At 39.2% G+C, this 13,728-nt stretch carries 12 protein-coding genes and 1 other RNA gene; 3 read left to right on the top strand and 10 right to left on the bottom strand.

Annotated features, from left to right (window positions below):
* Positions 1-118 precede the first annotated feature (118 nt).
* From MKY71_RS06560 to MKY71_RS06545, 4 genes are all read right to left on the bottom strand, one after another.
* A complete protein-coding gene (locus MKY71_RS06560) occupies positions 119-343 on the bottom strand; it encodes a sulfurtransferase TusA family protein (protein ID WP_008404823.1) in 225 nt (74 codons plus the stop codon).
* 13 nt (positions 344-356) lie between these two features.
* Positions 357-1,406, bottom strand: a complete 1,050-nt coding sequence (locus MKY71_RS06555; protein WP_340731935.1) for a YeeE/YedE family protein — start codon at positions 1,404-1,406, stop codon at positions 357-359.
* Positions 1,407-1,594: 188 nt separating this feature from the next.
* Entirely contained in the window at positions 1,595-1,945 is a 351-nt protein-coding gene (locus MKY71_RS06550) for a DUF6176 family protein (RefSeq protein WP_339175929.1), read from the bottom strand.
* A 13-nt stretch (positions 1,946-1,958) separates the two neighbouring features.
* Entirely contained in the window at positions 1,959-2,684 is a 726-nt protein-coding gene (locus MKY71_RS06545; RefSeq protein ID WP_445683733.1) for a DUF2087 domain-containing protein, read from the bottom strand.
* A gap of 404 nt (positions 2,685-3,088) precedes the next feature.
* Here MKY71_RS06545 and abc-f point away from each other — a divergent pair, with 404 nt between their 5' ends.
* Entirely contained in the window at positions 3,089-4,549 is a 1,461-nt protein-coding gene (gene abc-f, locus MKY71_RS06540) for a ribosomal protection-like ABC-F family protein (RefSeq protein WP_340731933.1), read from the top strand.
* Between the two features lie 48 nt (positions 4,550-4,597).
* On the opposite strand, the gene glsA is transcribed toward abc-f, so the two are convergent.
* Positions 4,598-5,518, bottom strand: a complete 921-nt coding sequence (gene glsA, locus MKY71_RS06535) for a glutaminase A (protein WP_340731932.1) — start codon at positions 5,516-5,518, stop codon at positions 4,598-4,600.
* Positions 5,519-5,669: 151 nt separating this feature from the next.
* Here glsA and MKY71_RS06530 point away from each other — a divergent pair, with 151 nt between their 5' ends.
* Both MKY71_RS06530 and MKY71_RS06525 read left to right on the top strand, forming a co-directional pair.
* Positions 5,670-6,659, top strand: a complete 990-nt coding sequence (locus MKY71_RS06530; protein ID WP_339175924.1) for a S66 family peptidase — start codon at positions 5,670-5,672, stop codon at positions 6,657-6,659.
* Positions 6,660-7,056: 397 nt separating this feature from the next.
* Complete coding sequence (locus MKY71_RS06525; protein WP_339175923.1) at positions 7,057-7,521, top strand: chemotaxis protein CheX; 465 nt, start codon at positions 7,057-7,059, stop codon at positions 7,519-7,521.
* A 281-nt stretch (positions 7,522-7,802) separates the two neighbouring features.
* On the opposite strand, the gene MKY71_RS06520 is transcribed toward MKY71_RS06525, so the two are convergent.
* From MKY71_RS06520 to gpsB, 5 genes are all read right to left on the bottom strand, one after another.
* Positions 7,803-9,704 (bottom strand): ATP-dependent DNA helicase, encoded by a 1,902-nt coding sequence (locus MKY71_RS06520; RefSeq protein ID WP_339175922.1) that lies wholly within the window; start codon positions 9,702-9,704, stop codon positions 7,803-7,805.
* Between the two features lie 188 nt (positions 9,705-9,892).
* The gene (locus MKY71_RS06515; protein ID WP_340731931.1) at positions 9,893-11,032 is read right to left on the bottom strand and encodes a THUMP domain-containing class I SAM-dependent RNA methyltransferase; all 1,140 of its coding nucleotides are present in this window, start codon (positions 11,030-11,032) and stop codon (positions 9,893-9,895) included.
* Positions 11,033-11,036: 4 nt separating this feature from the next.
* On the bottom strand, positions 11,037-12,785 hold the full coding sequence (locus MKY71_RS06510; protein WP_340731930.1) for a putative bifunctional diguanylate cyclase/phosphodiesterase: 1,749 nt from the start codon (positions 12,783-12,785) through the stop codon (positions 11,037-11,039).
* Positions 12,786-12,978: 193 nt separating this feature from the next.
* An RNA gene (rnpB, locus tag MKY71_RS06505) (RNase P RNA component class B) lies at positions 12,979-13,361 on the bottom strand.
* Between the two features lie 63 nt (positions 13,362-13,424).
* The gene (gpsB, locus tag MKY71_RS06500; RefSeq protein ID WP_079528712.1) at positions 13,425-13,724 is read right to left on the bottom strand and encodes a cell division regulator GpsB; all 300 of its coding nucleotides are present in this window, start codon (positions 13,722-13,724) and stop codon (positions 13,425-13,427) included.
* Positions 13,725-13,728: the final 4 nt, after the last annotated feature.

The following is a 13,728-nucleotide window of genomic DNA, read 5'->3' as shown; positions in this document are numbered from 1 at the left end:
CGTTGCCTTGATAGCGCACTATAAATTCCTTTCCCTATCAATAGTGTCGGGTAATATGCACAACCACCCAAATAAAAAACAGCACCTCATAATCGAGATGCTGCCTTAAATTCAAAAATTATTTTTTCTTAATAGTAATTGTCCAAGAAGCTTCGCCTAATTGTTCGTAGTTTGTTACTTCATGGCCGTCTTCAGCTGCCCAGCGTGGAATTGATTCTGTACCTTGAGTACAATCGAACTGTACTTCCAGCTCATCGCCTGTGTTTAACTCTTTAATCGCTTCTTTTGCTTCGATTAACGGAAACGGACAAACCATACCTAATACTTCTAATGTTTTTTTCATGTAAATTCTCTCCTTAAGCACGCGCTACTGCACGTTTTTTTGACGGACGCACGAATACGAAATACGATGCTGTCCAAGTACCCAAAATCATGAATACTAAAGCAACCCATCCTGACCAAGTCATCATAGATGTCATGACAAGACCGTTCCCGATTGAACAGCCGCCTGCAAGACTTGCGCCGAACCCCATTAAAATACCGCCGGCAGAGCTACGTACAACTGTTTTTGTATCTGGTGTACGTAATCGGAATTCACCGCTCATTTTAGCAGCGAAGTAAGAACCGAATAAAATACCCATTACAAGGAATACACCCCAGTTGATGATATCTAAATCCCCAGTTACTAAAAACTGTAGAATGTTTGCTGAAGGTGTTGTAATCCCTAAACCGAAAATTCGTCCAGATGCCGCACTTAACGGCCAAGCCACTGTTGCGATTAAACCGATTAAAGTAGCTGTCACATAAGGGTTCCAGCGTTTTTCGAATAAAATATGTGCCAAACCTGTTTTCTTAGGTTTCAAGCCTGGAATTTTCACACGTGGTTTGCGTAATTCACGGTAAACAATGAACGCCACTAATGCAACAAATGGAATGACTAAAAACCAGACATTAATGTCAAATGTATCGGCAATTGAATCCGTACCGACTACCGGAGTACGAGCATCAACTGTGAATTGCGCTAATGGACCTGATTTCATGACAGCTGCCATCAACATGTAAAACGCTAATGCGATCCAGCTACCGATTAAACCTTCACCTGCACGATACCAAGTACCTGTTGCACAGCCACCAGCAAAAATGATCCCAATACCGAAAATAAATGCACCAGCAATTGTTGCCCATAATGGGAACTGACCTGCTGTATATTCAAACGCCCCTGCCTCAATTAGTAGAAATACCCCTACCGCTTGAACTGCAATGGCTACTAGTAAAGCATAAAACATACGATTATCTTTTGCGATGTACATGTCACGGAAACCGCCTGTTAAACAGAAACGTCCACGTTGCATCACAAAACCTAAAAGAGCACCACATAGGATACCCGTAATTGCCATTTGCAACAAAATAATTCCTCCTATTTTTAAAACCAAGTTTATCTATAGGGATATAATATAATATTTTACTGCCATAATACAAGTGTTTTGTTTAAGATTAAGATAATCGTATAAATTTAGTTGGTTTTCACGTTTAAATAACGAAAATGAAAGTATTTTATTAAAAACCTGCAAAATAAAACCGTTTTTCAATAAAATCATTTTTCTAGCATACTAGCCCGGACTTTTTCAGGAATCATTACGACTTCTGTTTTCAAATCAATGGAACCAAAGTTTTCATCGATGCATTCTTCCCAGTATTCAAGATGCTTTTTATCAATCCAATGTGTGGAATCTTCTACATCCACCCCACCGCTTCCTTGCACCGAATACCAGTATAAAAATTCTTCCCCGTTCAAATGTTCATGAAAAATTGTTTCCACATACATTTTCTCTCCTTCAAGAGTGATGAGCACATCTTCCAAATGATGATTTAAAAAATCCATCCATTCTTTTACTTTAGATGTTTTACCGTTCTTTACCCGATATCGTGTCAGCTCTACCTTCATTGAAATCCCCCTATTATTTCACCCAGTACTCGGAACCATCGTCACTGCGCTCCATAAACCCGTACTCGATGAGATGACGGCGCAGTGAGACAAAATCTACGTGGACAGTCTTTAAAATTTTATTTACTTCTTTTTCATGGTAGTGCTTTTCTTTATCAAAACGCTTTAAAATATGCTGCAGGATAATGAGCTTTTTCTTTTCTTTACTTGGAATCGTTTCAATTCCCGCGTCCAACCCGTTTTTAAAATAGGTAGTCAGTACTTTTTCCCGTTCTTTCTGTTCTGCACTATAACGTTCGTCCACCTGTCTCGCCCCTTTATGAATTTGATATTGATCAGGATTTTTCATTAGCTGCATGAGGGCAACAAATATTTTCGCCTGTTTTTCCTTTTCGCGCAGTTTAAAGCGGTGCTGGCGAACTGTCGATACACTCGACAAATTGCTGGCATTCACTATTTCCTGATCGGTTTTCCCTTCGAAGAAATGCTGCATCATTTCAATTTGAACATCCGACAGCCCGCTTATTTTTTTATCTAAAGCAAGCAATGCGTGAAATGGTGATGTATGTGCGAGCTCCATATGTATTTTCATCATGCCTTCCGCTGTCAGAAACCGATTGTCGTATGGAAAGACTTCATCTGAATGGTAGGACTGTTCACAAAACAAACACTCATAATATTCCTCTTTCATCTCATAACCTTTTACAAGCACTTCCGTTGATATATTTTGAATTTCCAAAAACATCACCTCTATTAACATTTATAGTATACGTTATGTTATTTGTAAACATTTTTAATTTTTGTTTACCATAAAATGTTTTCCCTTTATTTCGGTTTTTTTGAAGTTTATAGCTCCCTTATGAAGAGGGTTGAATTCTAAAAAATTCTATGGCATACTACTAATAATTTACAGGAAGGGAAGATGAATGGCTGATGATTAAATAATTCTATTTTACACGTAAAAATGTATACGCATTTTCACATAAAATAGGATTAGTCTGCCCATTTATATTCCTTTAGCGAACTTAAAGGCTTATTTACGTATGATTACTAATCCTTCTGACTTTTTCAGAAGGATTTTTTATTTAATGTATTCAGTGTGAATGCGTATACTTTCAATTTAAAATTTGGAGGTATGCATATATGCCAATAGAAATGAAAAATGTATCGTTTAGCTATGACTTACTTGAAGAACCATTATTTAAAAACATTAACATAACAATTGATAATACTTGGAAGCTTGGTCTGATAGGCCGGAATGGTCGCGGAAAAACGACTTTGCTCCATTTGCTGCAGAACAAATTACCGTACAGTGGAACAGTAACGAGTGATGAAGAATTTCATTACTTCCCCCTTGTCATTCGCGATCCAAAAATAAGTGCGTATTATGCGATCGATGAAGTTCTGGCAGTTGAGCTATGGAAGCTCGAACGGGAATGCCAGCTTTTGTCGCTTGATCCATCGTTGTTATGGATGCCATTTGAACAATTATCTGGCGGAGAACAAACAAAAGTAATGCTTGCTGCAGTCTTCTGTGAGGAAAACCGTTTTCTGCTGCTTGACGAACCAACCAATCATCTTGATATAAAAGGCCGGACCACCGTTGCAAACTATTTGAAGAAGAAAAAGGGCTTTATCGTCGTCAGTCATGACCGTCAATTTATCGATGAAGTGGTTACACATATTTTGGCGATTGAAAAAAGCCAACTTAGCCTATACAAAGGGAACTTCTCAATCTATGAACAGCAGAAAAAGCTGCAGGACGAGTTTGAGCTCGAGCAAAATCGCTCATTAAACGCTGAAATCAGCCGTCTGCAAAAAACGGCCCGCGAAAAGTCTAACTGGGCTGCGCAGCGTGAAAAGCCTTCAGGTAATGATCCGTTCGGGAATGCCATTGCAAAGCGTATGAATAAGCGAGCAAAAGCAATTGAAAAACGTACACAGGAGAAAATCGAGAACAAAACGAAGCTGCTGAAAAATATTGAAACAATCAGCGATTTGACGATCAACTGTCAATTTAGCCACCGGAATCCCGTACTTCGGGTGAAAAATTTTACATTGAGCTACGGCGATCAACCGCTGTTCGAGCCTATTTCATTTGAAATTTTCCAAGGGGAGCAAGTTGCCATTGTCGGACCGAACGGCAGTGGTAAAACCTCAGTTGTTCAATATTTGCAAGGGACATTTTCCGGTACTGTAGAGGGTGAAATAATTATGCCAAATGGGTTGACCACGAGTGTAATCCGCCAAAATTACGAGGATAATCGCGGTCTGTTAAAAGACTTTGCCTTTGAACAGCAAATCGATTACACACTATTTTTAAACAATCTACGTATTTTCGGATTTGACCGCGATGTTTTTCAGGTGCCAATTGAAAAGATGAGCATGGGTCAGCAAAAGAAAGTCGAATTTTCAAAGTCGCTTGGACGCGAAGCAGAATTTTATATTTGGGATGAACCGCTCAACTATTTGGATGTTTTTAACCAGCAGCAGATCGAAAATATGATTGCTCATTTTAAGCCGACTTTATTGTTTGTGGAGCATGACGCAACATTTGTAAAGAATACGGCTACAAAAGTTTTTGAGCTTCTTCCTTATCGTTAAACTAAGAAAGGAACATACCCCATTTTTGAGGGGATGTTCCTTTTCCTATTATAAACAAAATAAATCATATTCCTTTGAAAGATTCATTAAAAAATCGATGCCTGCTACACTATTGCCGACCTGATCAATAGCTGGTCCGTAAATGCCGATTCCAATCGGGCCTTGCAGTTGTTCAATTTCCCCATTACGTACAACGGCAATGATAGCACCGGATACACCGCTTTTTGCCGGCAACCCTACAAATGCCGCAAATTTTCCGGATGCATTGTACATTCCACATGTGAGCATTAATGCTTTTGCAATATTAATGACCTCTTTATTGCAACAAGCTTCACTATCTTTTCCGTTAGTCGCAAAATAATAGCCCATTTTCGCTAAATCTGTCACATCTACGGAAATTGAGCAAAGCTGTAAATAGACTTGCAGTGCTTCCTCCACATCGGATTTCAGAAAACCGTTTGCCTGTAATATATAGGCGATTGCCCGGTTATAATCAGCAGATTGGTATTCTGAAAGGTAAATTTCGTTATTAATATGCACTTTCTTTCCAATCATTTTTTCCAAATAAGTCGTTACAGACTTCACTTTTTCATACATAGTCTCACCCGGTAGTAACGAAGCAATCGTTATCGCCCCTGCATTGATCATCGGATTGAATGGCTTATTATTATGCCCTTCCAACCGTACAATGGAGTTAAATGAATCTCCTGTCGGCTCAACATCAACATAATTCATGATTTCCTCGATACCGTGATGATTGGCAGCAACCATAAAACTGATTACTTTCACGACACTTTGAAGGGTAAACGTTTCTGTACAATCACCTAATTCAATTTCCTGTTCTGCGCTCAGTAAACTTACCGCAAATAAATCACTATTTGCTGCAGCAAGCGCTGGTATATACGAGGCGACCTTACCCCCTGCTGTCATTTGCTTTGCCTGTTCATAAATTTTTTGTAATTTGCTCATTTGATACTAGTTGCCGTAACTAGCTCTTCACCTCCTCATTTTCCAATCATGTACCCTACTCTCCATTTATTATTTCCTTTTTTCCGCTTGAATATATTGTATAATTTTAACATATAGCCAAAACTATAAATTTGCAAAGACAGGTGATGATATGTTTCAACCATTGCAACGTGGAGATAATATTGGCATTTTCTCTTCTTCTGCACCGGCAACGGCTAACGCAAAGCTTCGCTACAATCGCGGAAAAGAATTTCTGATGGGAAAAGGATTTCAGATTACCGAGGGCAAACTTACAGGAAAACAGGATGGCTATCGGTCAGGAACGCCAAAAGAACGTGCCGAAGAATTCAACCAGCTACTAAGAGATCCATCGATTAAAATGATCATGTCGTCGATTGGCGGGACAAATTCGAATAGTTTGCTTCCCTATATCGATTACAAAGCGTTTCGAAATAACCCGAAAATTGTGGTCGGCTACTCGGATACTACTGCAATTTTATTGGCTCTTTTTGCTAAAACAAATATTCCTACATATTACGGGCCGGCACTCATCCCCTCGTTCGGTGAATTTGAGCCGCTAGTCCATGAAACATACAATTATTTCGAACGCTATTTCTGTCAGCCGAGCATTCCGTACTCCGTTCCTATGCCCCATGTTTGGTCAGATGAAATGATTAACTGGCTCGATTTCGAAAAGCCGAAAGCACTCTATTCAAATAAATGGATCGGTGTTCATGAAAGTGTTGTAGAAGGGCGTTTAATTGGCGGCAATAATAATACAATGTACGGCTTTATCGGGACACCTTATTTCCCTGTTATTAATACAGGTGATATTTTACTGATTGAGGATTCGTTAAAGTGTGCGGCAACTGTAGAAAAGAACTTTGCAATGTTGAAACTGCACGGCATTTTCGATAAAGTTGGCGGTATTATTCTTGGAAAACACGAGCTCTTTGATGATGAAGGGACAGGCAAGCAGCCACTTGATCTATTATTGGAACAGCTTGATGGAAAAACAATTCCTATTCTTTCTGATGTCGATTGTGCCCATACCCACCCGATGTTCCCTTTGGCTATCGGGAAAAAAATCCGTCTGGATACAATCAACCAATCCATTACATGTATTGAACATTGGCTTTAAACATTTAAGGAGACTTTTTAGCATTCAATAGGCTATTGAACTCCTAATTCAATAGCCTTTACTATATACCTTTCATTCATTTCAGAAATATACATCTACTCTACATAAAAAATCGCATTGCCGATGGGACAATGCGATGAATAGTTTTCATTATTTTATAGATTAATTCGCTGTATTTTTTAACACATAGTTTCCAATTGCCACATAAACGATCACTGTTGCCCCTACCAAAGCATACAACATTTCAAACACCGCCTTACATACTGATAATAATTATCATTTTCATTATAAATGCTTTGAAATTTTCTGTCAATATCGTTATTTTGAATTTTCTTCTATACATATACCAAAGTTACATGTTAATATGAATTAAAAGTCTAGGAAGGAGAAATAAATAATGAGTAATTCGACGCATATTCAAACTATTTTAAACGGGACAATTAATTCACTGAAAATTATTTTACCTATGAACATAGATGTGAAATCTCCTTCCCTCATTAATGAACCGTATGAACAACATGAAATGGGCGTGCTTATCGGGTTAGTTGGTGATATTAAAGGCCGCATTATCATTGATGGTACACCGGAAAGCTTCAGTGCAATTGGTTCTGCGATGTTCGGAATGCCTTTAGAAGGGGCTATGCTTGAATCTTTCACTGGTGAACTTGGGAATATGATTGCCGGTAATTTATGTACATACACGGTCCAACATGATTTGGAGCTTGATATTACGCCACCTACTGTAATGGTTGGACATACGAAATTATACGGCTTTAAGCAAGCATTCAAAATACCAGCTACGTTAGAAGGTATCGGGGATTTAGTGATCCTCTATACAATTGATACTGAAGAAGACGAATAAATTATGATTGCCTTTTATTGACCATTTCAATGAAAGGTTTTTTATTTGAAGATATTTACGGATATTAGAACAACACTATACATTATTAGAATTATTCACTACTATATTTGAACTTCTCAGCCTCCTATTAGAAGATATGATTTACTTATTAGAAAATCAGCTTTTTATTAGACGTTTTTTCATTTTATTAGAACATCATTGTTACTTATAAGAAAATCCGCGACCTTCTCAAATCAATCTAACTAAAAACCCCGCTCGATCCTCTCGAACGGGGTTAAACATTATTGTGGTTCTACTGCTAAAATATCTGTGAAGTGTGATTTCACGCTTGCTTCTTCATTATTTAATAAAATATGAATGTCGCCATGGTCATTCGATGTACGAATTAAACGGCCCATTCCTTGCTGAAGACGAAGCTGCATGAATGGTAACTCCACTTCTTCAAATGGATTTTGTGCAAATGAACGCTTTGCATCAAACAACGGATCATGCGGCGGGAATGGCAAATCGAAAATAATGACGCGCGTTAACGCTTCTTCCGGTAAATCCAAACCTTCCCATAAATGATACGAACATAATGTTTTCACTTCACCGTTTTGGAATTCACGGACAATTGCCGAAAGCTCCCGGTCGCCTTCGAATGCAATATTTAAACGTTCCATTAAACCTACATTTGATTTAAAGTGATTCATTGCCTGTTTTGATTTAAATAAAATCAATGTTTGTTTCTCATCTTTCAAAAGCTGCTCCACTTTTGCAGTTTTTTCAGTTTGCAATAGTTCATGTAAATAAATTTTCATTACTTCTTCGTAATCAAACGGTGATGGTACACTGAAGCTCTGGTATTGTTCAATGCCTAAGCTTGATGCGATATAGCTGAAATCCTTATTTACCGATAGTGTAGCCGATGAGAACACGATCGGCATTTTTTTCGAGAATAATGTTTCGGAAAGAACATCGGTAATGAGGCGTGGCATAATGACAAGCGTCTCTTCCCCGTCTGTATCTTCCAGCCAGTCAACAGCATCGCCTTGTGCAACAAAAATACGCATTGCCGCAACATAATGCTCTAAAAATTCTTCCGCCATATTCAGTTCATATTCCGGAATCATATACAGCTCCGATTCGAAAACGAATTCTTCCAGCAACTGGTCGACATATGCAATTACACGCTCACCTAATTGAATCAGTCGCTCTGATTTCACAATACGTTTACGGTCTTCTTCTGATTGAACGACATCTTCACGCAATTGATCAAAGAAAAGTTCATGGTGATCTTGTAAATGTTCCATTGCATATAATGTACGCTCACGGACACCATCTACCATTAATCGTTCCAGTAACTCTACAATCGTATATGCCTGAACTTTGTATGTTAATGCTTTTTGGGCTGCATATTCCAGTAAATGACCTTCATCAAGTACCATCATCGAAACTTCCGGTAATAGTGGTAACTGCCCTTCACGTTCGCGTGATTCCTTTGTCGCCAAATGCTCCATTAAAAAATCTTGCGAACAAATGATCAGATCCGTCGATTTACGGTAATGTGCACGATGCAATGTTTGGCCGCAACGATTACGTAAATCACAAACCGCACATTGCATGATTGAATTGTAGTTTACTTTTTCCCAGTCTTCATCTGTTACTAACGGGTAATCCGAGCGTTCCCCGTATGGCTGTATGGAAATCATACTGCCCTGTGCATATACCCCATCCGGAATTGAAAAGGCAATATCATCAATCCACTCTTCTGTTTCCGTTTTTTCCGCTTCTTCAAAGCGCTTTAAACATAAATATTGGTCACGTGATTTTGCAAGACGGACATCAATATCCAGCCCTAATACATCACGAAGTTTATGAATATCGCCGCCCTCTTTTACGAGCTGGTCGATTAACGTTTCATCTGCACAGGCAATAAGGGCCGGTTTTCCTGTATAACGTGCATAGGACACAGCAGGTAATAAGTAGGCAATCGTTTTCCCTGTCCCTACACCAGCTTCCGCAAATAACACGTTCTTTTCTTTTAATGCTTGCTCTATTTGGTAAGCCATGAAAATTTGTTCGTCACGGCATTCAAATCCTCGTTCAGGCAATTCGTCATACAGGACATCGCCTAACCAATCTCCTAAAGAGTCGAAGAAAGTTTTCTCTCTCGATAATTCAAAAGGTAAAGATTTTCTCAAATGGATGTTCCCCCTCAATATAAGGCGGAAGGAATCATTTACAATCCCTTCCGCAAATACTAACAATTTACAATTTTAATTAAAAAATTCCGTACTCATCATTATACAATGAGTTACTTAAAAAAGACTAATAATATGCAACAAAAAGAGCGTTCTCCGGAATGTCTTCACGGACACGCTCTTCATTATTAATTTTCGCGCTTAGATTTTTGACCCCAATACTGGTACAAATCTGTGCGGATGAACCCGTTGAATAATTTACGCTTTTTCGTAGCTTTTTTACCGTAATGCACTTCAAGATTTTCCATTGATGACAGCATGTACACTGACCACGTTGGATAATTTTGCATTACTTGACCAAACTGGCGCAGCATTTTCTCGATTTCTTCCACTTCACCGATACGTTCACCATATGGCGGGTTTGTAACAATAACCCCGTCTGTCAGTTTCGTTGTGAAATCTGTCGCCTGCATTTGCTTGAATGTCAATAAATCGCCAAAGCCTGCTTCAAGTGCATTTTCTTGCGCAATTGCCACCATTTTATGATCAATATCCGAACCGATAATCGTTAATTCCTGATCATAATTCGCTAATGAATCTGCCTCATCACGGGCTTTATCCCAAATATCCTGCTTCATCCATGGCCATGATTCCGAAATAAATTCACGGTTATAACCAGGTGCAATATTTTGGCCGATCATTGCTGCTTCCAAAGCAATCGTTCCCGAACCGCAGAATGGATCTACGAACGGACGGCTTGGCGACCATTTTGAAATTTTCACTAATGCTGCTGCAAGTGTTTCTTTTAATGGTGCTTCACCTTGTGTCGTACGGTATCCGCGTTTATGCAAGCCAACACCCGATGTATCGATCGTTAATGTAGCCATATCTTTTAAAATCGAAATTTCGATCTTAAATGTCGGACCGGACTCATCTAAAAACCCTAAACGTTTGTAAGCCAGTTTCATTCGTTCAACAATTGCTTTTTTTGTGATAGCCTGACAATCCGGTACACTGAATAATGTTGATTTGACTGATTTACCTGCGACAGGGAAATTAGCGTCCACCGGTAAGTATTTTTCCCATTGAACTGCTTTTACCCCTTCGAATAACTGGTCAAATGTTCTAGCCGGAAATTGGGCAACGACGATTTTCACACGGTCCGCTACACGCAACCATAGATTCGTGCGGGCAATCGCCATCTCATCACCTTCAAAGTATACTTTCCCGTTATCGACACGTGTTTCATATCCTAGATCACGTACTTCTTCTGCTACAATTGCCTCTAGGCCCATCGCAGCTGTTGCAACTAAATTAAATTTTGTCATGCGTTTAAATCCTTCCTTGATGCTCAACTTCCCAAAAATGGATGAAGTCGATTAATTCTTCCATAGGCAAAGGTTTACTGTAGTAATACCCTTGAATATAATCACAGCCCATCGATTTAAGTAAATCGACTTGCTGTCCTGTTTCCACACCTTCAGCTACTACTTTCATTTGCAGACGATGCGCCATTTGTATAATCGCATCGACAATTGCCTGCTTATCATCAAGCGAACAAATATGCTGAATGAAGCTGCGGTCAATTTTCAGCACATCGAGCGGGAATCGCACTAAGTAACTTAATGAAGAATACCCCGTCCCGAAGTCATCAATCGATAGCTTAAAACCTAATTGCCTTAGTTTAACAAGTTTACTCACTGTTTCCTGCGCGCTGTTCATTACTGTACGCTCCGTTACTTCGATTTCAAAATTTTGAGCAGAGGCATTATTCCGCTCTAAAATTTTTTGAACCGATTCTAAGAAGCTTTGCTGCTGGAAGTGAATGCTTGAAACATTTACGGCAATCGGTACATTCGGGTAACCGGCAGAAACAAGCTGATGGTAACCCTCACACGCAAGCTCAAAAATCATCTCGCTAAGTGGGATAATTAAACCCGACTCTTCGGCATGTTCGATAAATTCAGCTGGTGACACAAAGCCTAGTTTCTCACTATTCCAACGTACTAATGCTTCAATTCCGACCAGATCGCTGTTTTCTGTATTAATTTTCGGCTGATAGGCAAGCGTAAATTCTTTGTTTTCAATCGCTTTACGGAGCTCGCTGTCCAGTGTCAGCACTCGATTCGAATCCGTTTCCAACTCATCAAAGTAAAATGAGTAGCAATTACGTCCATTCTCTTTCGAAAATGACATAGCACGATCGGCACGATTCAATAGCTGTTCTGTTGTCGTACCATCCGCAGGATAAATACTGATCCCCATACTCGTCGATATATAGACATCCTGATCATGAACTTTAATCGGTGCTTCGAATACCCGGAGCACATGCTCAGCGAATTTTGCGGCTTCTCTTGGATGTTGAATATTTGCTAATGTAATGACAAATTCATCCCCGCCAAAGCGCGCTATAATATCCTTGTTTCTTACTAAAGTTTTGACGCGTTTGGATACTTCAACCAGTAACTGATCACCAATGGCATGGCCGAGCAAATCATTCACTTGCTTGAAGCGGTCTAAATCCATAAAAAGAACGGCATGCTGGATCGGCATTACCTTATTCTCTGTCATTTCCAGCAGTGCATTCATTCGTTCGATATAGGCGAAACGATTGCACACTTCTGTTAATGAATCATGAAGCGCTCTTTTTTCAAGTTCATCTTCCACGATTTTTCGTTCCGATAAATCCGTAAAAATGCCACAGTAATTAGTAATCTTACCTGCTTCATCTTTAATAGCCAGTATTGTCAGCCATTCAGGGTATAATTCACCCGTCTTGCGCCTATTCCAAATTTCACCTTGCCACATGCCTGTTTTACCGATTTGTTTCCACATATCAATATAAAACGCTCTGTCATGCACGCCAGACTGCAAAATAGACGGTTTTTTCCCTTGTACCTCTTCCAATTTAAAGCCTGTTACAAATTCAAAAGCAACATTAATCGATAAAATTCTTCTATTCGCGTCGGTAATCATAATACCTTCCGCAATATTTTCAAAAACTCTTTCGATTAATTCTTTTGGAAACTGAGACAATGCCAGTTCTTGCAAGTTGGCTTTATTAGACTTCAATTCGCTCAAGACATATCACCCTTATATAAAGAACAGTTTTTATATATTCACTCCGAGAGAAGCAGGTGCTGTTTTATTGATTTTGTTCCCTTATTCCCCGATATGAACCTTTATTTTATATTTATTATAATTTTCCCTACTAAGAAAGGCTCTCCACAAAAGAATGGAGAGCCCTTTTATATGTTCAAAAAAAGCATCAATAATCAATAAGCCATGTTTTGTTCCTAAGTACTCAAGCAGCTTGCGCCTCGTACGACTAGGTAGTAATCATCTATCTACGGCCGAGCTGACCGTCCCTCCATCCGTTCAATTCCTTCAGGAGAGTGCCCCTACCATAATTTGGGTTTCTCACTCATGGGGTTTACCTCGTTCCACCTCATAGTTTTCACTATAAGCTCCGTCACTGTGGCACTTTCAGGAAGTTTCGTCCATATCTAAAAGACTTAGGAGTTCCTTCCGCCGTCAAGAGAAATTCTCTTGCCTTACCTTATTTTTTCAGTAAGCACGAACACTACGGGCATCGCAGCACCGTGTGAGCATGGACTTTCCTCTACGACCTAAAAGTCGCAGCGATTACTCGAATATTGATGTATGAATAAAGTATACTGCAATAATAGAAAAAAAACAATATTCCCATGAATAGTTTAACTATTCGTAAAGCTTACTCCCGAAAACATGCTTCTCCAAGTTTGAAAGTCGCTTTAAAATATCGAAGTTTGTACTATTTGCTGTTGGAGCAGGAGCAACCGCCGATTTGCGGCTTGAGTTTGCCAGCTCTTGCTTTAAGCGCTCATTCTCTTCTTCCAGGGAAGCGATTTTTGCAGTGAATGTGTCATAATCTTCACGAATCAGATCTAAAAACTGATCTACTTCGTCAATGTTATAACCTTTCATGCTCTTTTTAAATTCTTTTTCCAATATATGGTCAGCTGTTAATTTAATATCCATTATT

Origin of the sequence: Solibacillus sp. FSL W7-1324 (assembly GCF_038008025.1) — a bacterium.
In the GTDB taxonomy this organism is placed as follows: domain Bacteria; phylum Bacillota; class Bacilli; order Bacillales_A; family Planococcaceae; genus Solibacillus.
The sequence above is the reverse complement of the archived record's forward strand: the minus strand, read 5'-3'. Positions and strand labels throughout refer to the sequence as shown.